This is a genomic window from Polaromonas sp. YR568, from assembly GCF_943372955.1.
Classification (GTDB): Bacteria; Pseudomonadota; Gammaproteobacteria; order Burkholderiales; family Burkholderiaceae_C; genus Polaromonas.
Genome location: NZ_CALSAL010000002.1, coordinates 333,696 through 355,176, shown reverse-complemented (window position 1 = coordinate 355,176; position 21,481 = coordinate 333,696). Strand labels below are relative to the sequence as shown.

The 21,481-nt window shown below is 63.9% G+C and carries 19 protein-coding genes; 9 read left to right on the top strand and 10 right to left on the bottom strand.

The window, feature by feature from the left end:
- Nucleotides 1–94 precede the first annotated feature (94 nt).
- The 5 genes from AAG793_RS07570 to AAG793_RS07550 are packed head-to-tail and all read right to left on the bottom strand — an operon-like array spanning nt 95 to nt 5,197.
- Nucleotides 95–919: an SDR family oxidoreductase gene (locus tag AAG793_RS07570; RefSeq protein WP_341906333.1), complete on the bottom strand. Its 825-nt coding sequence runs from the start codon at nt 917–919 to the stop codon at nt 95–97.
- A complete protein-coding gene (locus AAG793_RS07565; protein WP_341906331.1) occupies nt 916–1,554 on the bottom strand; it encodes a 2-dehydro-3-deoxy-6-phosphogalactonate aldolase in 639 nt (212 codons plus the stop codon). The genes AAG793_RS07570 and AAG793_RS07565 overlap by 4 nt, the downstream gene beginning before the upstream one ends.
- 17 nt (nt 1,555–1,571) lie before the next feature.
- Nucleotides 1,572–2,450, bottom strand: coding sequence for a 2-dehydro-3-deoxygalactonokinase (locus AAG793_RS07560; protein ID WP_341906328.1), 879 nt, complete (start codon nt 2,448–2,450; stop codon nt 1,572–1,574).
- Complete coding sequence (locus AAG793_RS07555) at nt 2,447–3,373, bottom strand: sugar kinase (RefSeq protein ID WP_341906326.1); 927 nt, start codon at nt 3,371–3,373, stop codon at nt 2,447–2,449. Before AAG793_RS07555 ends, AAG793_RS07560 begins: the two co-directional genes overlap by 4 nt.
- A 39-nt stretch (nt 3,374–3,412) precedes the next feature.
- A complete protein-coding gene (locus AAG793_RS07550) occupies nt 3,413–5,197 on the bottom strand; it encodes an IlvD/Edd family dehydratase (protein WP_341906324.1) in 1,785 nt (594 codons plus the stop codon).
- 81 nt (nt 5,198–5,278) lie between these two features.
- Here AAG793_RS07550 and AAG793_RS07545 point away from each other — a divergent pair, with 81 nt between their 5' ends.
- From AAG793_RS07545 to AAG793_RS07520, 6 genes are all read left to right on the top strand, one after another.
- Nucleotides 5,279–6,022 carry a FadR/GntR family transcriptional regulator gene (locus AAG793_RS07545; protein ID WP_341906322.1) on the top strand — a complete coding sequence of 248 codons (744 nt, stop codon included), beginning with the start codon at nt 5,279–5,281 and terminating at the stop codon, nt 6,020–6,022.
- A 54-nt stretch (nt 6,023–6,076) separates the two neighbouring features.
- Nucleotides 6,077–6,625, top strand: a complete 549-nt coding sequence (locus tag AAG793_RS07540; RefSeq protein ID WP_341906320.1) for a TRAP transporter small permease — start codon at nt 6,077–6,079, stop codon at nt 6,623–6,625.
- The gene (locus AAG793_RS07535) at nt 6,622–7,920 is read left to right on the top strand and encodes a TRAP transporter large permease subunit (protein ID WP_341906318.1); all 1,299 of its coding nucleotides are present in this window, start codon (nt 6,622–6,624) and stop codon (nt 7,918–7,920) included. The genes AAG793_RS07540 and AAG793_RS07535 overlap by 4 nt, the downstream gene beginning before the upstream one ends.
- Nucleotides 7,921–7,958: 38 nt before the next feature.
- Complete coding sequence (locus AAG793_RS07530; protein ID WP_341906316.1) at nt 7,959–8,969, top strand: TRAP transporter substrate-binding protein; 1,011 nt, start codon at nt 7,959–7,961, stop codon at nt 8,967–8,969.
- Between the two features lie 105 nt (nt 8,970–9,074).
- On the top strand, nt 9,075–10,274 hold the full coding sequence (locus tag AAG793_RS07525; protein ID WP_341906314.1) for a mandelate racemase/muconate lactonizing enzyme family protein: 1,200 nt from the start codon (nt 9,075–9,077) through the stop codon (nt 10,272–10,274).
- A gap of 33 nt (nt 10,275–10,307) precedes the next feature.
- Nucleotides 10,308–11,420 carry a mandelate racemase/muconate lactonizing enzyme family protein gene (locus tag AAG793_RS07520; RefSeq protein WP_341906312.1) on the top strand — a complete coding sequence of 371 codons (1,113 nt, stop codon included), beginning with the start codon at nt 10,308–10,310 and terminating at the stop codon, nt 11,418–11,420.
- Nucleotides 11,421–11,504: 84 nt separating this feature from the next.
- Here the strand turns inward: AAG793_RS07520 and AAG793_RS07515 are convergent, their stop codons facing one another.
- Nucleotides 11,505–13,262 carry a DEAD/DEAH box helicase gene (locus tag AAG793_RS07515; RefSeq protein ID WP_341906310.1) on the bottom strand — a complete coding sequence of 586 codons (1,758 nt, stop codon included), beginning with the start codon at nt 13,260–13,262 and terminating at the stop codon, nt 11,505–11,507.
- Between the two features lie 315 nt (nt 13,263–13,577).
- Between AAG793_RS07515 and ettA the strand changes: the two genes are divergently transcribed.
- The 3 genes from ettA to AAG793_RS07500 all read left to right on the top strand — a co-directional run bounded on the left by ettA (nt 13,578) and on the right by AAG793_RS07500 (nt 16,489).
- A complete protein-coding gene (gene ettA / locus AAG793_RS07510; RefSeq protein WP_341906308.1) occupies nt 13,578–15,239 on the top strand; it encodes an energy-dependent translational throttle protein EttA in 1,662 nt (553 codons plus the stop codon).
- 106 nt (nt 15,240–15,345) lie between these two features.
- A complete protein-coding gene (locus tag AAG793_RS07505; RefSeq protein ID WP_341906306.1) occupies nt 15,346–15,885 on the top strand; it encodes a DUF1415 domain-containing protein in 540 nt (179 codons plus the stop codon).
- A 151-nt stretch (nt 15,886–16,036) separates the two neighbouring features.
- Nucleotides 16,037–16,489: a hypothetical protein gene (locus AAG793_RS07500; RefSeq protein WP_341906304.1), complete on the top strand. Its 453-nt coding sequence runs from the start codon at nt 16,037–16,039 to the stop codon at nt 16,487–16,489.
- 12 nt (nt 16,490–16,501) lie between these two features.
- Here the strand turns inward: AAG793_RS07500 and AAG793_RS07495 are convergent, their stop codons facing one another.
- From AAG793_RS07495 to nirK, 4 genes are all read right to left on the bottom strand, one after another.
- Nucleotides 16,502–16,921 carry a group III truncated hemoglobin gene (locus tag AAG793_RS07495; protein ID WP_341906302.1) on the bottom strand — a complete coding sequence of 140 codons (420 nt, stop codon included), beginning with the start codon at nt 16,919–16,921 and terminating at the stop codon, nt 16,502–16,504.
- Between the two features lie 12 nt (nt 16,922–16,933).
- Nucleotides 16,934–19,231, bottom strand: coding sequence for a nitric-oxide reductase large subunit (locus AAG793_RS07490; protein WP_341906299.1), 2,298 nt, complete (start codon nt 19,229–19,231; stop codon nt 16,934–16,936).
- A 12-nt stretch (nt 19,232–19,243) separates the two neighbouring features.
- On the bottom strand, nt 19,244–19,921 hold the full coding sequence (gene ytfE / locus AAG793_RS07485) for an iron-sulfur cluster repair protein YtfE (protein WP_341906297.1): 678 nt from the start codon (nt 19,919–19,921) through the stop codon (nt 19,244–19,246).
- A 63-nt stretch (nt 19,922–19,984) separates the two neighbouring features.
- Nucleotides 19,985–21,460, bottom strand: a complete 1,476-nt coding sequence (gene nirK, locus AAG793_RS07480) for a copper-containing nitrite reductase (RefSeq protein ID WP_341906295.1) — start codon at nt 21,458–21,460, stop codon at nt 19,985–19,987.
- Nucleotides 21,461–21,481 lie beyond the last annotated feature (21 nt).

Below are 21,481 nucleotides of genomic sequence, written 5' to 3'. Positions count from 1 at the left end.
GAAACAGCAGCCTTCGGGGTGCACCTTTTGTGGTGGGCATGATCCAACTCAACGGCGCAGGGCGATTGGTCCTGCTTGAGCGACGCTGCAGGCCTTACACCGGCACGGTGTAATTCAGCGTCATGCGCCCGCCGTCGACCACCACAATCTCCCCGGTGATGTAGCTGGCGGCATCGCTGGCGAGGTACGCCACCGTGTCGGCAATCTCTGAAGGCTCACCCAGCCGCTTCATCGGCGTGCGGGTCATGATGCGCGCCTTGGCTTCGTCGCTGGTGAGCACAGCTTTGGCCGCCAGCTCGGTGGCAATGGTGCCGGGTGCCACGGCGTTCACCCGGATACCCTTGTCGGCCAGCGCCAGCGCCATCACGCGCGTGAGCTGGTTGATGCCGCCCTTGCTGACGTTGTAGCTGGCAATGGTGGGAATGGTCAGCACGCCATTGACCGAGCTCATGTGGATGATGGCCCCGCGTGCGCCGTGCGGTCCGGCTGGCGCGTTGCGGGTCATCTCGCGGGCCACTGCCTGCCCCACCAGAAAAGAACCCTTGAGGTTGATGCGCAGCACAGCGTCAAAGTCGGCCTCGGTCACATCGAGGAAATCCGCCGCCTTGAAGATGCCTGCGTTGTTCACCAGCACATCGATGCGCCCGTGCGCCGCCACGGTTTGCGCCACCAAGGCATCGACCTGGGCCTTGTCGCCCACATCGCAGTGCACATAGAGACCACCCAGCTCAATGGCCAGCGCCAAGCCGCGGGTGTCGTCGATGTCGGCAATCACCACCCTGGCGCCTTCATGCGCAAAGCGGCGGATGCAGGCTTCGCCGATGCCCTGCGCGCCGCCGGTGACGATGCAGACGCGGCCTGCGAGGCCGAAGGAGATGCTTGAAGAGGTGGTGGATGAAGTGGAAGAAGGCGTACTCATGCCCGGATATTACCCGCGCAGGCCGCCGCAAAATCCAGCGCCACCTCGCCGACTTCTGCTGTTGTCATGCCCGGCTTGTAGAGCGCAGAACCAATGCCGAAGCCATCGGCACCTGCAGCGCGATACGCCGTCATGTTGGCTGGCGTGATACCGCCTACAGGAAACAGCAGCGTGCCTGCCGGCAACACCGCGCGCAGCGCCTTCACCACGGCCGGGGTGGCCATCTCGGCGGGGAAAAGCTTCAGCCCGCTGGCGCCCGCATCCAGCGCCGCAAACGCCTCGGTGGCCGTCATCACGCCCGGCAGGCAGACCATGCCCAGACGCACGGCCTCCTGCACCACCTCGGCATTGAAGTTCGGCGAGACGATCAGCTGGCCGCCAGCCGCATGCACTTCGCGGACCTCGCTGGCGCGCAGCACGGTGCCCGCGCCGACCAGTGCGTCGAGGCAGGTGGTAGCCAATGTCGCAATGCTTTGCAGCGGGTGCGGCGAGTTCAACGGCACCTCGATCAGCCGCCAGCCGCTCTGCGTGAGCACCTTGCCCACCGGCTGCGACTCGGCCGGTGTGATGCCGCGCAGGATGGCAATCAAGGGCAGCGCGTCGAGCGCAGCAGAAAACTTGTCGTGCGATGTCATGGCTCAGGACTCCAGTGTTAGCCCAGTGTTTTCGAGAGGGCCCACAGGCCTTGCCAGGTTGCTTCATGCCCGACGGCATGGGTGGTCACGCCCTGCGGTGCCAATGCCCGCTGGTAGCGGCCCGCCAGGTCGGGCGATCCAATCACCACCACCGCTGCCGGAAACGCGGGCTGGGCGCGCAGTTCCTCGCCGATGACCAGACCCGACAGATAACTGGGCAGGGACTCGGCCGCTATGCGTTCAAACAGCGACAGTGTGCGCACGCTGAAGGCCGTGCCTAGCAGGCTGTGGCCGGTGAGCGCATGGGCCACGCCCTGATCGAAGGCACTGGCATCCAGTGGCCCGTCGTCTGGCGGCAGCGTGCGCGACAAGATCGACTGGCGGCGCAACAGCGCATAGAACTCGCCGGTCATGAAGGTGGTGAAGCCTTCGATGCGGCTGCCCCGCACCGTGACCCATTTGCTGTGCGTGCCGGGCAGCACCACGGTGGCATCTTGCAGGCCCAGCAGGCGCAGTGCACCAAACACCTGCACTTCCTCGCCGCGCATCACGTCGGGTACGCCATCATGTTCACAGCTGAGGCCGGGCACGATGGCGAGCTGACCGGGGCGCAGCCAGACCAGTTGACGCGCTACGTCATCAAAGCCGGCCGGGCAAGCGCAGTAGGGTGCTTCGACCCAACCCTGGCGGCTGCCGACCATGCCGGACATCAGTGTCAAGGTTTTGTCTTGATGCCAGCCGTCGCACAAGGCATCAAGCGCGGCCGGAAAGCCACCCGCCGCTACCGCCAGAATGCCCTGCGGTGAAGATCGCTCTTCCTCTACTTGACCTTGCGCGCCAAGCCGTGCAGCGCGCAGCGAGGTAGTGCCCCAGTCCACGGCAATCAGCGCACTCATAGCAAAGCCCTCACCGCTTCAGGGCGCGGCAGGGGTGCCACCGCGCCGTAGCCCTGCACGGCCAGTGCCGCCGCCGCGTTGGCATAGCGCGCCGCATCGGCCAGTGCGTCACCGGCGGCGAGCCGGGCCAGCAGGTTGCCGCAAAAGCAGTCCCCGGCGCCGGTGGCGTCTACCAGATCGACAGGGTGGCCGGGGATGAACTCGCAGTGCCCGCCGTGGCTGATCAGGCAGCCCTCGCTGCCGAGCTTGAGCACCACCGTCTGCGCACCCAGCGCATGGGCCCATGCCGCCACGGCTTGTGGGTCGGTCTGGCCGCACAGGTGAACGGCATCGTCCATGCTGGGCAAAAACCAGTCGCACAGCGCAGCGGCCTGTACCATCGCCGCGCGCGCCGCTTCGATGGGCCACAGCTTGAGCCGCAGATTGGTGTCAAACGACACCCGGCAGCCGACGGCGCGTGCGGCACGCATCGCGGTCAGCACGGTGTCACAGGCGGTGGCCGAGATGGCCATCGAGATGCCCGATACATGCAGGATGCCTGCCTGCGCCACCACTTCATGCGGAGCGCCAGCAAACCACGCGGGCGTCATGCGGGCCGCAGCGGAGCCGCGCCGCTGGTAGCCGAACTCATGCCCGGCCGGACCATGGGTGACAAAGTACATGCCAGTCGGTCCGTCGTCGGCCCGCTCCACAGCGCGGCAATCCACCCCTTCGGCCTGCCACAGCGCCTCCAGGCGCTCGCCCGACCAGTCCTTGCCCACACGGCTCAGGTAAGCGGTGCGCGCGCCCGCGCGGACGGCGGCAATCACCGCATTGCTGGTGTCGCCGCCGAAGCCCTGCAGATACACCGGCTCGCCGGCACGGGTCTGGTTGAACTCGACCATGCCTTCGCCGAGGGCGACCACATCAAACTGCTTTGTCATTGGAAATTGTGGCTTCGACAGGCTCAGCTCGAAAGGTCTTCAGTGGTTATCTTTAGGAACAAATGCACCGCGTTGACCGACCAGAAAGTCGAGGTCGGCACCTTCATCGGCCTGCAGAACGTGGTCGATGTAGAGCTTCCAGTAGCCGGACGACAGTGCCGGTGGCGGCGCCGTCCATTTCGCCAGACGCGCTGTCAGCTCTTCGTCGCTGATCAGCAGCTGCAGTCTGCGCTCCGGCACATTCAGCTCAATCATGTCGCCGTTCTGCACAATCGCCAGCGGGCCACCCGCAGCGGCTTCAGGTGTGGTGTGCAGCACCACGGTGCCGTAGGCGGTGCCGCTCATGCGGGCGTCGCTGATGCGCACCATGTCGGTGATGCCTTTTTTCAGCACCTTGGGTGGCAGCGGCATGTTGCCGACTTCAGCCATGCCGGGGTAGCCCTTGGGGCCGCAGTTCTTCAGCACCAGGATGCAGTTTTCGTCCACGTCGAGGTTGTCGTCGTCGATGCGGGCATGGAAGTCGTGGCTGTCTTCAAACACCACGGCACGGCCGGTGTGCACCATCAGCGCTGGTGTGGCGGCGCTGGGCTTGATGACGGCGCCGCGCGGCGCGAGGTTGCCGCGCAGGATGGCGATGCCGGCCTTCTCCTTGAACGGCGCATCGAATGGTTTGATGACGCGCGGGTCGAAGTTCTGTGCGTCGGCAATGTTCTCGCCCACCGTCTTGCCGCTCACGGTGACGATGTCACGGTGCAGCAGGTGCTGGATCTCTTTCATCACCACCGGCAGGCCACCGGCGTAGCAGAAGTCTTCCATCAGATGCTCACCGCTGGGCTGCAGGTTCAGCAGGCAGGGCAGTTCGCTGCCGAGCTTCTCAAAATCGTCCACCGTGAGCTTCAGGCCCAGCCGGCCGGCAATGGCGATCAGGTGGATCACCGCGTTGGTGCTGCCGCCAATCGCGGCCAGTGTGCGGATGGCGTTCTCGAAGGCTTCGCGTGTCAGCACCTTCGTGATGGTCTGGTCGGTGTGCACCATCTCCACAATGCGGCGGCCGGCGTTGCGGGCCAGCACATTGCGCCGGCCGTCGACCGCCGGGTAGGCGGCGTTGCCCGGCAGGCCGATGCCGAGCGCCTCGACCATCGAGGCCATCGTCGATGCTGTGCCCATGGTCATGCAATGGCCGTGGCTGCGGTGCATGCAGCTTTCGGCTTCAAAGAATTCAGTCAGCTTGAGCGTGCCGGCACGCACCTGCTCGCTCATGCTCCACACGCCGGTGCCACTGCCCAGTTCCTGGCCGCGCCACTTGCCGTTGAGCATGGGGCCGCCGCTGACGCCGATGGTGGGCAGGCCGGCGCTGGAGGCGCCCATCAAGAGCGAAGGTGTGGTCTTGTCGCAGCCCATCAGCAGCACCACGCCATCGATCGGGTTGCCGCGAATGCTTTCCTCCACATCCATCGACGCGAGGTTACGGTACAGCATGGCGGTGGGGCGCAGCAGTGTCTCACCGAGGCTCATCACCGGGAATTCGAGCGGGAAGCCACCCGCCTCATACACACCGATCTTCACCTGCTCGGCCAACGTCCGGAAATGACTGTTACACGGCGTCAGCTCGCTGAAGGTGTTGCAAATGCCGATGACGGGGCGACCATCGAACTGGTCGTGCGGCACGCCCTTGCCTTTGACCCAGCTGCGGTAGGCAAAGCCGTCGCGGTCCTGGCGGCCGAACCATTGCTGGCTGCGCAGGTCCTCGGGTTTTTTGCGGGTGGATGCGGCGGAACTGGAGGGGGTGGAGGTGTGTTTGGAGGGGTCTTTGGGTTCAGGCATAGGGAAAATCCTTAATTCACAATCATATTATGGTCATACCATTGGCGCCGCAATCTCAGTGATAACCATGATTCCCGCACCATGATCAAGAACGTCCACGGCAACACGGTTGACCACCTCGGCGAGGCCATCGTCGCGGGGCGCTACACCGCGGGCGCGTCGATCCCGCCCGAGCCCCTGCTGTGTGGCGAACTGGGCGTCAGCCGCACCGTGGTGCGCGAGGCCGTGAAGTCACTGGTGGCCAAGGGGTTGGTCAGCACCGGCCCCAAGGTCGGTACCCGGGTGCTCACCGAAGACCACTGGAACTGGTTCGACCCGGACGTCATCACCTGGCAATCGAAGGCCGGGCTCACCCCCGAGTTCCTGCGTGACCTGCAGGACCTGCGCCGCGTGGTGGAGCCCGCTGCAGTGCGTCTGGCTGCCGAGCGCGCCACTGCCCAGGATATTGCCGACATCGAGACGGCGTTTGCGGGCATGAAGCGCGCGGTGGAAGAGGGCGGCGACTACGTGACCTTCGACCTGCGTTTTCACCAGGGGCTGCTGCGTGCCTGCCGCAACCGCATGTTGGTGCAAATGAGCAAGGCATTGAGCGCGCTGCTGCGCACCAGCTTCGAGATTTCCACCACCCGCAAGGACGGCCCGAAAAACTCCCTGCCGCTGCACCGCGCGGTGCTCGACGCTGTGATCGAACACGATCCAGCCAAGGCCGAGAAGGCCATCATTGTGCTGATCGACGGCGCGCGCGACGATATTGAAATGGTGCTGTCTTCGCGCAGGCGGCTGCCGCGCCTGAATCTGCCGGCGCCGCATCTTCGCGCTGCCTGACTGCGCTCAGACCGCTCCAGCCTTCGGCCCCCAGGGATCAACAACGACAACAACATGACAAGACTGATCGATCTGTTCTTCAAGCTGCTGGAGCTGCTGGTGGTCGTGGCGCTGGTGGCCATGGTCATCATGGTGTTTGGCAACGTAGTGCTGCGCTATGGCTTCAATTCCGGCATCACCATTTCCGACGAGATGTCGCGCTACTGCTTCATCTGGCTCACCTACATCGGCGCCATGATTGCGATGCGCGAGAAAGGCCACCTCGGCGTGGACACCCTGGTCAAACACCTGCCGATCCTGGGTAAAAAGGTGTGCCTGTTCCTCAGCGAATCCCTGATGCTCTGGTGCAACGGCCTGTTCCTGCTGGGCACCTGGAAGATGCACGATCTGCAGGTCAGCAATGTGTCACCGGTGGTGGGCATCTCCATGATCTGGATATACGGCATTGGCTATGTGGTGGCCGTGGTCATGGGCCTCTTCAACATCCATGTGCTGTATCGCCTGGTCACGGGCCAGCTCAGCGAAGAGGAACTGGTGCAGGTGATCGAGTCGGAAGACGTTCCGCACCTCGTGTCGGTCAACAGCCCGGGAGCGCGCTCATGACCGTCGCTGTCTTTGTATTCAGCCTGCTGGGTGCCATGGCGATTGGCATGCCGATTGCCTATGCCTTGCTGATCTGCGGGCTCGCGTTGATGGGCTTCATGACGCTCACCGGCGCCCTGCCGTCGTTTGACAGCCAGATTCTGGCGCAGCGCTTCGTCGATGGCGCTGACAACTTCCCCTTGCTGGCCGTGCCCTTCTTCCTTCTGGCCGGCGAGTTCATGAATGCGGGCGGCCTGAGCCGGCGCATCGTCAATCTGGCGATGGCTTGGGTCGGGCATTTCCGGGGCGGTCTGGGTTATGTGGCCGTCATTGCGGCTGTGATCATGGCGTCGTTGTCCGGTTCTGCCGTGGCCGATACCGCAGCGCTGTCTGCCCTGCTGATTCCCATGATGAAGCGCGCCGGCTACGAGGTGAACCGCTCGGCCGGCCTGATCGCTGCGGGCGGCATCATCGCGCCGGTGATTCCACCGTCCATCGGGCTGATCATTTTCGGCGTGGCGGGCAATGTGTCGATCACCAAGCTGTTCCTCGCAGGCATCGTGCCCGGCATCCTGATGGGTGTGGCCATTGGCGTCACCTGGTGGTGGGTGGCCCGGCGCGAAAACGTCCAGCCGGCGCCGCGCCTGGGCATGGCCGAGCGGCTGAAGATCACGGCCGAAGGCGGCTTTGCGCTGGCGCTGCCGGTGCTCATCCTCGGCGGCATGAAGTTTGGTGTATTCACCCCGACGGAAGCCGCAGTAGTGGCAGCCGTGTACAGCTTTGTGGTGGGCATGTTCATCTACCGTGAACTCAAGCTGTCGGCGCTGTACCAGTTGCTGCTGTCGGCCGGCAAGACCACTGCGGTGGTGATGTTCCTGGTGGCAGCGGCCATGGTCAGTGCCTGGCTGATCACGGTGGCCAACATCCCGACCGAGGTGGCAGCGATGCTGGAGCCCTTCATGGGCAACAAGATCCTGTTGATGTTCATCATCATGGTGCTGATCATCGCGGTGGGTACCGCGCTGGACTTCACGCCCACGGTGCTCATCCTCACGCCGGTGTTGATGCCAGTGGTGCTCAAGGCGGGGATCGATCCGGTGTATTTCGGCGTGATGTTCATCATGAACAACGCCATCGGGCTGATCACGCCGCCGGTCGGTACCGTGCTCAACGTGGTGTGCGGTGTGGCCAAGATAAGCATGGAAGAGGCCTTCAAGGGCGTCATGCCGTTTTTCATCGCACAGGTGGCGGTGCTGTTCCTGCTCGTGTTTTTCCCCGAAATCGTTCTCGTCCCCCTGAAGTGGTGGATGAAATGATTGATTTTTTCCAACCCTGTTATTTCAAGGAGACAACCGTGTTTAAACGCAGAACCCTCGTATCCGTTCTGGCCAGCGCGTCGCTGCTGGTCGCCACCTCGGCCTTCGCGCAGTTTGCCGACCGCACCATCAAGTTCACCAACGGCGTGAACGAAGACCACCCGGTGGGCGTGGGCGTCAAGAAGATGCAGGAAGTGCTGGCCGCCAAGACCGGCGGCAAGATGAAGATCCAGGCATTCTGGGGCGGTGCTGCTGGCGGTGACCTGCCAGCCACCCAGGCGCTGCGCGCAGGCACGCAGGAAATGGTGTGCACCTCCAGCTCGCCGCTGGTGGGCATCGTCAAGGAACTCGGCGTGTTTGACCTGCCTTTCCTGTTCGCCAACGAAAAAGAAGCCGACGCGGTGCTCGACGGCCCGGCTGGCGCCTACTTCAACAAGAAGCTGGAAGAAGCCGGTCTGGTCAACCTCGCCTACTGGGAAAACGGTTTCCGTAACCTGACCAACAGCAAGCGCCCGGTGGCGAAAGTCGAAGACTTTGACGGCGTCAAGGTCCGCGTGATGCAGAACAACATCTTCCTCGACACCTTCAAGACCCTGGGCACCAACGCCGTGCCTATGGCCTTTGGCGAGGTGTTCACCGCACTCGAAACCAAGACCATCGACGGCCAGGAAAACCCCTTTGTCACCATCGAGACCTCCAAGTTCAACGAGGTGCAGAAGTACCTGAGCGTCACGCGCCACGCCTACACACCCTTCCTGGTGCTGTACAGCAAGAAGCTGTGGGACCAGCTGAGCCCGGCCGAGCAGGCTGTGCTGCGTGAAGCCGCTGTCGAGGGCCAGAAGGTGCAGCGCGCCGCCAACCGTTCGCTGAACGAGAAATCGCTCGCCAGCCTGAAGACCAAGGGCATGCAGGTCAACGAGATCACCCCCGCCGAGCAGCGCCGCATGTTCGAGAAGGTCAAGCCCGTGTATGACAAGAACGTGCCGACGATTGGCGCCGAGCCGGTCAATGTCGTGCTCGACGCACTGAAAAAAGCGCGCGGCAGCTGAGCAGGTGCTTCACTGCTGAGGCAGTGAGGTGACATTTTCTTGGGGCTGCGGGGGGTGACTCTCGCGGCCCTTTTTTTATCTGGCTCGATTCCTCTGGAGTCTGTCTTGAAGATCACCGAAGTAGAAACCATCCGCCTGGGCGAGTTTCCCAATATCATCTGGATTCGCCTGCACACCGATGAAGGCCTCACCGGACTGGGCGAAACCTTCATGGGTGCCGCGTCGGTCGAGGCCTACCTGCACGAGTGGGTGGCGCCCAAGCTGCTGGGGCAGGACCCGCTGGCTATTGAGGCGCGCAACCGCGACATCACCGGTTACCTCGGCTGGCGCGGCTCCGGTGTGGAAACCCGGGGCAACTCGGCCACTGACATTGCGCTGTGGGATATTTTCGGCAAGGCCGCCAACATGCCGGTGCACACCGCGCTGGGCGGCAAGAGCCGCGACGCGATCCGCATCTACAACACCTGCGCCGGCTACCAGTACATCCGCAGCGCCACCAACCAGACCAGTGCCAACTGGGGTCTCGCCAAGACCAACGGCCCCTACGAAGACCTGCAGGGCTTTCTGCACCACGCAGACGAGTTGGCCGAGTCGCTGCTCTCCGAGGGCATCACGGCAATGAAGATCTGGCCGTTCGATCCGGCCGCCGAGAAAAGCCACGGCCAGTACATCAGCAACGAAGACCTCGACACCGCACTCGAACCCTTCCGCAAGATACGCAAGGCCGTCGGTGACCGCATGGACATCATGGTGGAGTTCCACAGCCTGTGGCGTTTACCCATGGCGCAGAAGATTGCGCGCGCGCTCAAGCCGTTCAACACCTTCTGGCATGAAGACGCCATCCGCATGGATTCACTGGATCTGCTCAAGCAGTACGCGGTCGATTGCGAGGCGCTGATCTGCGCCAGTGAGACCCTGAGCTACAAGTGGGGCTTCAAGGACTACCTGCAGACCGGTGTGGCCGGTGTGGCTATGCTGGACCTGAGCTGGTGCGGTGGCCTGACCGAGGCGCGCAAGATCGCCGCCATGGCCGACGCGTGGCAACTGCCGGTGGCGCCGCACGACTGCACCGGGCCGGTGGTGTGGGCGGCGTCCACGCACCTCTCGCTGCATGCGCCCAATGCGCTGATTCAGGAGAGCGTGCGCGCCTTCTTCACCGGCTGGTACAAGGAACTGGTGACCGAGCTGCCCACCGTGAAGAGCGGCATGATCAGCCTGAGCGACAAGCCCGGCCTGGGGCTGGAACTGCTGCCCGACCTGCACAAGCGGGCCGATGCCATCGTCCGCGTGTCACGCCCTCAATGATGCAGCGCTGACCCATCACCTACAGAACACACCATGAAAATCACCTCCGTCAAAGCCTTCATCTTGCATGTGCCGGTCACTGGCTCGCAGATTGCCGACAGCACCCATAGCATTTCGCACTGGGGTGTGGTGGGCGCGCAGATTGACACCGACAACGGGCTGACCGGCTACGGCTTCACTGGCACCCACGCCCACCTGCCGGGCGACCAGCTGATTGCCCGCTGCATCGAGACCTGCCACGCACCGCTGCTGATCGGCGAGGACGCCAGCGACATCACCCGGTTGTGGCAGAAGCTGGCGCGTAACCCGGCGCTGCAGTGGATAGGGCGCGCCGGCATCACCACGCTCTCGCATGCCGCGATTGACGTCGCGCTGTGGGACCTCAAGGCCAAGGCGGCGCAGCAGCCCCTGTGGAAGCTGCTGGGCGGGCAGGCGCGCGAGAAGGTCAGGGCCTACAACACCGACATTGGCTGGCTCAGCATTTCCGACGACAAGCTGGTCGAAGGCGCACAGCGCGCGGTGGCCCAGGGCTTCACCGGTATCAAGATCAAGGTGGGCTCCACGGTGGAGCGCGACCTGCGTCGTCTCGCCGCCGTGCGCAAGGCCGTGGGGCCGGACGTGACCGTGGCCATCGACGGCAACGGCAAATGGGACCTGGCCACCTGCAAGCGGTTTTGCAATGCGGCGCAGGCGCACGACGTGTTCTGGTTTGAGGAGCCGCTGTGGCACGACGACGTGACGGGCCACGCGCAGCTGGCGGCCACCACAGCGATTCCTGTGGCGCTGGGCGAGCAGCTCTACACCACCGATGCGTTTGCCGAGTTCTTCGCACAGCAGGCCATCGACTGGGTGCAACCCGACGTGACGCGCATGGCCGGCCTCACCGACGTGCTGCGGGTGTGCGACACCGCCCATTCCTTCCGGCTGCCGGTGGCGCCGCATGCGGGCGACATGAGCCAGGTGCACGTGCACCTGTCGTACGCGCACCCGGCGTGCGAAGTGCTTGAATACATTCCGTGGATCAAGGACTGCTTCACTGAACCGGCCGAGGTGGTGGATGGCTACTTCGCACGGCCTGCGCTGCCGGGTGCGGGGACCACGCCGACGGCCGCAGCCTGGGCCCAGTACCGACAGCCTGTGGCCTGACGCCGCTGGCGGCTTCAGCGGCTCGGCGCCGCCATTGAAAAAGGGCTCCGTGGAGCCCTTTTTTTTGTTCTCAACAGCAACGAATCAACGTCCGCCGTAAGGGCCGGAGCCCCCACCCGTGCGGCGCGGGCCGCCACTGCGCCCACCACCGCCTCCGCCACCACCACCAGAACGGTTACCGCCCCTGAAGCCGCCACGGTTGCCGCCGGTCGGCTGGCCCGACGAGGGAAAGCCCGACGAGGCGTGGCTGGCCGGTTGCTGGTTGTCGAAATCGTTGCGCGGCTCACCACGGGACTCATTGCGCGGTGCGCGTGGCTGCTCGTCGCGAAAGCGCGGAGGCTGTGACTGGCGTGGCGCACGCTGTTCGCCAGCGGGCTGGCCGTTGTTCGAATAGCCCGAGCTCTGGCGTGGCTGGCCCGGGTTGGGTGTGCGCGGGCCACGACCTGAGCCGCCGCCACCGTTGCCACCACCATTGCCACCACCGGCAGGGCCACGACCGCGTGCACCCTGACCACCTCCACCACCATTACCACCGTTGCCACGGGACGGCTGTGCGCCCTTGGTGTCGCGGATGCGCTGCATCATTTCCGAGCGGGCAGCCTTGGCGGCGGCCTGCATGACTTCACGGCTCGGCGGTTTGCCCAAGCCACCCCAGATGGTCTGGCGGCCCATGGCCAAAGGCTCGGCGCGCTCACCGGGTTCGGCTTCAAAACCGGGGACGATGACTTTCTCAATGGTCTGCTTGGTGAAGCGCTCGATGTCCTGCATGAAGCCTTCTTCGTCCAGACACACCAGACTCACGGCCTCGCCACTGTTGCCGGCGCGGCCGGTGCGGCCGATGCGGTGCACATAGTCTTCACTGACGTTCGGAATCTCGTAGTTCACCACGTGCGGCAACTCGTCAATGTCAATGCCACGGGCAGCAATATCGGTGGCCACCAGTGCGCGGATGGTGCCGCTCTTGAAGTCGGCCAGTGCTTGGGTACGCGCAGTCTGGCTCTTGTTGCCGTGAAGCGCCATCGCCGGGATGCCCTGCTTGGTCAGGTGCTCGGCCACGTTGTTGGCACCGAACTTGGTGCGCGTGAACACCAGCACCTGGCTCCAGTTGTGTTCGTTGATGATGTGGGTCAGCAGCGCTTTCTTCTTGCTGCGGCCCACCGGGTGAATGGTCTGCGTGATGCGCTGCACCGTGGTGTTGCGCGGCGTGACCTGGATCGATTCCGGGTTCTTCAGCAGCCCATTGGCCAGCTCGCGGATCTCGTCGCTGAAGGTCGCGCTGAACAGCAGCGACTGCTTTTGCTTGGGCACCAGCGCCAGTACCTTCTTGATGTCGTGGATGAAGCCCATGTCCAGCATGCGATCGGCTTCGTCGAGCACCAGAATCTGCACCTGGCTCAGGTCCAGCGTGCCCTGGCTCGCATGGTCCAGCAGGCGGCCGGGGGTGGCCACCAAGATGTCGACGCCGCGGCGCAGCTTTTCAATCTGCGCACCCATGCCAACGCCGCCGAACATCACCATCGAGGTGAGGTCCAGGTATTTGCCGTAGGTGCGAACGCTTTCTTCCACCTGGGCCGCGAGTTCGCGGGTCGGCGTCATGATGAGGGCGCGCACGGCGTTGACGCCGCGGCGGTTGGTCAGGCGTGGCTCGCTGGAGAGGCGCTGCAGCAGTGGCAGCGTAAAGGCTGCGGTTTTGCCGGTGCCCGTCTGGGCGCCGCCCAGCAGGTCGCCGCCTGCCAGCACGGCAGGGATCGCCTGGGCCTGGATGGGCGTGGGGGTGTCATAGCCTTGCTCAAGCACGGCCTTCAGAATGGCCGGGGCCAGGTTCAATTCTTCAAATGTCATGGTGTTGCGCCGCCGGGGCGCTTTAGATCGGCCTGTTGGGTGCCCGGTGTGGGGGCAACCCGCCAGTCATAGGCAGATGGGGTCAGGGAGTCGGGCCGAAAACATCGCAGGACTAGCGGAGTAGCTGGCGGTGGAAACCGCCCCGGATGTGCCCAAATGTTGAGGGCAACTGGAGCCGCCAACCGGTGTATTGTCGCACAGCAACGATAATCAGGGGTTTGACGCCTCCTGAAGCGCCCCAGCGTGCCCCCTCTGCAGGGCCGCTCTACACAGGACAGGCGCCCGTGTTCCACTCTTTACCAAAGTAGTTTTCCGATGGCCCAGTACGTCTTCACCATGAACAAGGTCGGCAAAATCGTGCCGCCCAAACGCCACATCCTCAAGGAGGTGTCGCTCAGCTTCTTCCCCGGCGCCAAGATCGGCGTGCTCGGCACCAACGGGTCCGGCAAGTCCACGCTGCTCAAGATCATGGCTGGCCTCGACAAGGAGATTGAAGGCGAAGCCACCCCGATGCCGGGTCTTAACATCGGCTACCTGCCACAGGAGCCCAAGCTCAACCCCGAGCACACCGTGCGCGAGAGCGTCGAGGCTGGCATGGGCGCCGTGTTTGCAGCCAAGGCCCAGCTCGAAGCCGTGTACACCGCCTATGGCGAGCCCGATGCTGACTTTGACGCACTGGCCGCCGAGCAGGCGCGCCTTGAAGCCATCATCGCCACTGCCGGCACCGACTCCGAGCACCAGCTTGAAATCGCCGCTGACGCGCTGCGCCTGCCACCGTGGGACGCCAAGATCGGCGTGCTCTCCGGCGGCGAAAAGCGCCGCGTGGCGCTGTGCAGCCTGCTGCTGTCCAAGCCCGACATGCTGCTGCTCGACGAGCCCACCAACCACCTGGACGCCGAGTCGGTGGACTGGCTGGAGCAGTTCCTGCAGCGCTTTGGCGGCACTGTGGTGGCCATCACCCACGACCGCTACTTCCTCGACAACGCCGCCGAGTGGATTCTGGAACTCGACCGCGGCCACGGCATTCCGTGGAAAGGCAACTACAGCAGCTGGCTCGACCAGAAGGGCGAGCGCCTGGCGCAGGAGCAGAAGGGCGAAGAAGCCCGCGCCAAGGCCCTGAAGAAAGAGCTGGAATGGTCACGCCAGAACCCCAAGGCGCGACAGGCCAAGAGCAAGTCGCGTCTGGCCCGTTTCGAGGAACTGTCGGATTATGAATACCAGCAGCGCAACGAAACGCAGGAGATCTTCATTCCTGTCGCCGAGCGTCTGGGCAATGAAGTCATCGAGTTCAAGAACGTCAGCAAGTCTTTTGGTGACCGCCTGCTGATCGACAACCTGAGCTTCCAGGTGCCTGCGGGCGCCATCGTCGGCATCATCGGCCCCAACGGCGCCGGTAAATCGACGCTGTTCAAGCTGATCGCAGGCAAGGAAAAGCCGGACTCCGGCGAAGTCGTGATCGGCAAGACCGCGCGCATGGCCTTTGTGGACCAGCACCGCGACGACCTCGCCAACGACAAGACCGTGTGGGAAGACATCTCCGGCGGGCTCGACATGCTGACCGTGGGCAAGTTCACCATGCCCAGCCGCGCGTATGCTGGCCGCTTCAACTTCAACGGCGCCGACCAGCAAAAGCGCGTGGGCATGCTCTCCGGTGGTGAGCGTGGCCGCCTGCACTTGGCCAAGACACTGATCGCTGGTGGCAACGTGCTGCTGCTCGACGAGCCGTCGAACGACCTCGACGTGGAAACCCTGCGCGCGCTGGAAGACGCCTTGCTTGAATTCGCCGGCTCGGTCATGGTCATCAGCCACGACCGCTGGTTCCTTGACCGCATCGCCACCCACATCCTCGCCGCCGAAGGCGACAGCCAGTGGACCTTCTTCAACGGCAACTACCAGGAATACGAAGCCGACAAGAAGAAGCGCCTGGGTGAAGAGGGCGCCAAGCCGAAGCGGGTGCGTTTCAAAGCCTTGCATTGAGCCCCCGTGGGAGCAGCTCCGCCTGCGGTCTGGCAAAGCCAGTCCCGCGGCTCCTGCTTGGTTGAACAGCTGCTACAGCTATTGGATGTAGTTCCTTGAGACAGTGATGACCGACGACGAAGTCCTGACGCAAACCCGCCACTGGCTTGAGAAGGCCGTGATCGGGCTCAACTTGTGCCCGTTCGCCAAGGCGGTGTACGTGAAGAACCAGGTGCGTCTGGTGGTGAGCCATGCGCGCCATGCCGACGACCTGCTGGAAGAGCTCGACCGCGAACTCGATCTGCTGGTGGCCACACCGGCAGAAGAGATTGACACCACGCTGCTGATTCACCCCACGCTGTTTGAAGACTTTCTCGACTTCAACGACTTCCTTGAACTGGCCGATGGCGTGGTCAGTGAACATGAGCTCGAAGGCGTGATCCAGCTCGCCAGCTTTCACCCGCGCTTCCAGTTCGACGGCACCGAGCCCGACGATATCAGCAACTACACCAACCGCGCACCGTTTGCCATGCTGCACCTGTTGCGCGAAGAAAGTGTCGACAAGGCCGTCGAGGCCTTCCCCGAGGCTGACGCGATCTTCGAGCAGAACATTCAGACGCTGGAGAAGCTGGGTATCGAGGGCTGGAAGGCCTTGGGCTTGCGATAAGCGCGACGGCGGCAGACAGCTGCCTTTTGATTTGATCCATCGCAAGGCGACTGCATTATGGCCACCTGCCCATGGCCTTCTGCATCAGACTGTGAACGTGCGCAGGGCCCATTGGGTCGGCGCTGACAGTTCTCAGTCACCAGGAGTTCATATGAATGCCGCCCGCACCCTTCTCATACTTTCCGTCGCTGCGCTTCTGAGCGCCTGCGCAGCCCCTGCCCACCAGCACGCCGCAGCGGGTGCCACCGCTGCAGGAGCAGTCAGCCCCATGGCCAGCATGGAGTCGCGCATGAAAGCCATGCATGAGATGCACCAGAAGATGAAGAACGCCAAGACGCCTGCCGAGCGCCAGGCCCTGATGGCCGATCACATGAAGGCCATGCAGGGCGGCATGGCCATGATGAAGGAAATGCACGCCAAGCCGGGTGGCGGTGGCACGGCCTGCATGCAGGGAACGTCGGGCCCGCCCGCTGCTGGCGACGGCAAGGGCATGCCGGCAGACATGGCCAAGCGTCATCAGATGATGGGCGATCACATGGCCATGATGGATATGATGATGCAGATGATGTCGGACCGCATGTCTTCCCACGGAGCGGCCCACTGAGCGGCCCGCCGTTCAGGTAGGCAACAAGTCGGCGCCCGTTGAGGGCGCTCGCAGCAACCCGCGCATGTCACGACCTGCCTGATACCCCAGCCACAGGCTTTGCGCGATGCGCTCTGCCATCACGCACGCCTGCGCCGCCATGGCCTGGTTGGGTTGTGCAGCGGCATTCTCACGGAACAGGGCCAGCCAGTGCTGGAACAGCTCCGCCGTCAGCCCGGGCAGGGCGGCATGCTTGGGCATGGGTGCCCCGGTAAAGCGTCCGGTGCGGCGAAGAATGGAGGACCAGAAGTCCACCAGCTTCGCCAGGTGCGGCTCCCAGTCGTCCACATGCGCAGCGAAGATCGGGCCGAGCTGCCCGTCCTGCCGCACCCGCGCATAGAACGAGTGCACCAGGCGAGCCACTTCTTCTTCGGTGCAAAGTTCGCTCGTCATCGTCGTGCCTTCCTATTTGCCTTCGCCTTCGAGCGCAGTTTTCTCTGGCCACGGCAAGGGCTGCGATTTCGCCGGCGATTTGCCCAGCAGGCCCATCACCACCTGCAAGGCCATCGCGACCGCGCCGACGATGAACACCACATCACCAAAGGTTCGCACCCAACGCAGGTTCTGCAGCAGCGGCTGCTGCATGAACTCCTCGCTGCGGGCGTACCAGAGGCCCTGACTCACGCTGGCATGGAACTGGATCACGCCGATTGGCAGCAGACTGGTGAAGATCATCAGTACCAGGCCAGCGTTGAGGCCCCAGAACGCGGTTTTCATCAGCGGTGTGCTGAACTGGTGGTCGGGGCGCAGATAACGCAGCACCAGCAGCGTGAAGCCCAGTGCCAGAAAGCCATACACCCCGAACAGTGCAGCATGGGCGTGTACGGGTGTGGTGTTCAGACCCTGCACGTAGTACAGCGAGATCGGCGGGTTGATCATGAAGCCGAAGACCCCGGCACCCAGCATGTTCCAGAAGGCCACCGCCACAAAGCACATCAAAGGCCATTTGAGTTTGTCCATCCAGGGCGCACGCGCCTTGAGCCGCCAGTTCTCCCAGGCCTCATGCCCGAGCACGATCAGCGGCACCACCTCCAGCGCGCTGAAGCTGGCACCCACCGCCATCACGGGTGTGGTGGTGCCCGCGAAGTACATGTGGTGAAAGGTGCCTGGAATACCGCCCAGCATGAACAGCGATGCCGATGCCAGACTGGCCGTGGTGGCCATGCGCGCCGAGACCAGACCGAGCGTTGCGAAGATGAAGGCGAGAGCCGTCGTGGCAAACACCTCAAAAAAGCCTTCCACCCAGAGGTGAACCACCCACCAGCGCCAGTACTCCATCACCGAAAGATGGGTGCGCTCGCCATAGAAGAGGCCTGCGCCGTAAAACAGGCCGATGGCGCCGACCGATGCAGTGAGCAGCGCCAGCAGGTTCTTGTCGCCGCCCTTGGTCAGCAGCGCGGGCACCACGCCACGCAGCATCAGGACCAGCCACAGCAGGATGCCGATGTACTTGCCAATCTGCCACAGCCGACCCAGGTCGACATACTCGTAGCCCTGATGGCCGAGCCAGAAGCTCCACTCGGGCGGCATCACCTGTGCAATTGCGAGGTAGTTGCCCGTGAACGAACCGACCACGACGGCCACCAGTGCCCAGAACAGCACGTCGACGCCCAGTTTCTGGAACTTGGGATCCTTGCCCCCGTTAATCAACGGTGCGAGGAACAGCCCTGCGGCCAGAAAACCCGTAGCAATCCAGAACAGCGCCGCCTGGATGTGCCAGGTGCGCGTCAGCGCATAGGGAAACCAGCGCGAGACATCAATGCCATAGAACTGCTGCCCTTCGACGGTGTAATGCGCCGTGAAGCCGCCTACAAACACCTGAAAGACGAACAGCGCCACCACCAGAAACAGGTACTTGCCCAGACCGCGTTGTGATGGCGTGAGCACGAAGGTGGTCAGCGGGTCACGTGCGGCGGGCTCGGGCAGGGGTTCATCGTGCTTGCGCATGAAGGCCCAGGCCCACACCAGAAAGCCCACGCCGGCCAGCAGCACTACGATGCTAGCGATGGACCAGACAATGTTCTCTGCGCTGGGCTGGTTGCCAATCAGTGGTTCATGCGGCCAGTTGTTGGTGTAGGTGACCTTCTGGCCCGGTCGCTCTGTGGCGGCGGCCCAGGCTGTCCAGAAGAAGAACTGCGTCATCTGCTGACGCCGTTCAGCGCTGGGCAGGGTGTTCTCTTTCATGGCGAAGTGCTCGCGGCTTTTTTGCAGTGCCGGCGCGTCGGAGAAAAGCAGGTCGTAGTAGTTCGCCGTCTGCGCGATGGCTTGTGCGCGGCGTGTTGACAGCTTCAGTGCCTTGGCCGCGTCCACGCGGTTGCCACGATACTCGGCGCGCAGCTGTTCGCGCAACGCGGCCTGTGCGGGCCCGTCAAGCGCGGCGTAGGCCTTGCCGTGTGTGTCTTTCGCGGCGATGTCGAGCCAGGCGGTCAGCTCGCGGTGCAGCCAGTCGGCCGTCCAGTCGGGGGCCTGGTAGGCGCCGTGGCCCCAGATGGAACCCAGCTGCATGCCGCCCACCGACTGCCACGCCGTCTGGCCATCGAGAATGCCCTCACGGTCGAACAGCACCTTGCCGTCCTGCGTGGTCACTTGCGCCGGAATCGGCGGTGCCTGGCGGTATACCTCCACGCCGAAGTAGCCCAGCAGCGAGAAGGTGACGATCATCACGCCGATCAGCGTGAACCAGAGTTTCTTGTAGGGTCCCATGGGATGCTCCAGTCAGATCACCGCTGCGGGCGCGAAGCGCTCGAACAGGATGTTGTTTTCGGTGTGGATGTGCGCGACCAGGTCTGTGCGGAAGACTCGCAGCCCGGCATACAGCGCACGCCAGGTGGTGCAGGCGGTGGCGGGCGCTGTGATGTCGTTGGTCAGCTCGTTCACATGGCGCAGCGCCACGCCATGCTCATCGTGCTCGCTTCGCAACACCGTGATGGGCGCACCAGCCAGTGAGCCGTGGCCTTGCGAGATCAGCGGAAACAGCACGTCTTCCTCCTTGCGCATGTGGCTTTCGAGTTCCTGCGCCATGGCGGCCAGGTGGTCGGCCAGGCCGTGCGGGCAGTCGGCGCGCTCGCCATGCACCTGCTCGACCTTGCGCGCCAGACGAATCAGCTCCGGCAGCTGCTCACGGTGCACCGCGTGGTAGCGCGTGAGGATGTGTTCCACCAGTGCGGGCACCGTGGCGTCGCTCCAGTCATGTTCACTGTTGGGCGCTGTGCGACCCTCCAGAACACGCAGCTCGCTGGCAATGGGCTCCGGATCGATGCCGGCCTTCGCGGCGGCGGAGCGCAGCGAATGGTTGCCCCCGCAGCAGAAGTCGAGCTGGTTGGCGTCGAACAGGCGCGTCGCGCCGCTGATGCGCCTTGCGAGTTGGCCGAGGGATTGGTCGATGAGTTCCATCATGTGCTCCTGTATGGAAAGGGTGGATCGGTTTGACTGGCGCGGGGCGAGGCGTGCACAGGGTTATTGCGCGCCAGCCTTGTAGACGCCCGGAACCGGGTCGCCCGTCACTTCAAGCACGCCGACCGCACCCTTGCCGGCGCGAGACAGCGCGTGGTCCACCAAGAGGTAGCTGCCTGGGTGCTGCACCTGGAACTCGACGATAGTCGCCCCGCCCGGCGCCACCAGCGTGGTTTGCACGTCGTGCTTGCGGCCGGTGAACGAGCCTTCGCTGTACACGGTGTCGAAGATTTCGCCAATGACGTGGAACGACGAAATCTTGTTGGGGCCACCCACGCCAAAGTAGATGCGGATCTTCTCGCCCACTTTCGCCTGCAGCTTGTGCGTCTTGCTCAATGCGCCGACTGCGCCGTTGAAGACGTAGTAGTCCGGCAGCTCATTGGCCATCTTCTCCAGGTCAGCCTCCTGATGGCCTTTGGCACCGTGCGGCCGGCCGGTGTACATCTCGCCTTGCATCACGTAGTACTCGCGGTCCACCTTGGACAGCCCGCCCTCTGGCTCGACCAGAATCATTCCGTACATGCCCGCAGCGATATGCTGCGGCACCAGCGGCGTGGCGCAGTGGTAAACGTACAGCCCCGGATTCAGCGCCTTGAAGGTGATGGTTTTTTCCTGGCCGGGCGCCACCTGTGTGTGCTCGCCGCCGCCATGGCCACCGGTCACCGCGTGCAGGTCGATCGAATGGATCATCTTGCTGTCGCGTGCGTTGGCCAGCGTCAGCTGCACCGTGTCGCCGAGGCGCACGCGCAGCATGGGCCCGGGTACCTGCCGGTCGAAGGTCCAGTAGGTGAAGCTGGTGCCGTCATCGAGCTTGCCGGGAAGCTCGACCGTCTCCAGCCGGTACTTCAGGGTTTGCGGCGCTCTCGTTCCGATGGCTGCTGGCACCGAAGCCGGATTGCCCACCACGCTCACGGCAGACGGGTCGGCCGCGCGCTGCGGCACAGGTGCGGGGGTGTAGAGCGCCAGCGCAGAGGCACTGGAGTCGTTGGCCGGGGCTGGCAGACCGGCCTGTGCAGGGCCCGTGACTTTCAACAGGCCTTCCATGCCGATCTGGCGGTGGCCCGGAATCGAGCAGAAGTAGGTGAAGGTACCCGAGCGGGGTACCTTGAACCGCACCGTGGTCTTGCCGGTACTGGCGCTGAACTTGGCCGACGCGACTTTCAGTTCTGGAATCACCAGGTCGTGCTCTGCGCCTTCGCCGCTTTCCAGCACGATCTCGATCGTGTCGCCAGCGTTCGCCGTGAGGGTGGGGTTAACGCGCCCCTTGTCGTCAATGAAGACCATCTTGCCGTCGACGATGTTGGTGTGCAGGTCGTAGCGGCGTACGGCGGCCGGTGTGGCAGCTGTAGCGCCCTTGGATGGCGCGGCGGTGGGGGTGCTGTGCCCGGCTGTCTGGGCCTGTAGCGGCAGCGTGATGGCGAGAAGGCAGATGGCGGCGCTCATCGGAATGCGGGCGCCCAGCGAATGGATTCGTTTCATGTGGCTCTCCTGGTCTTGATG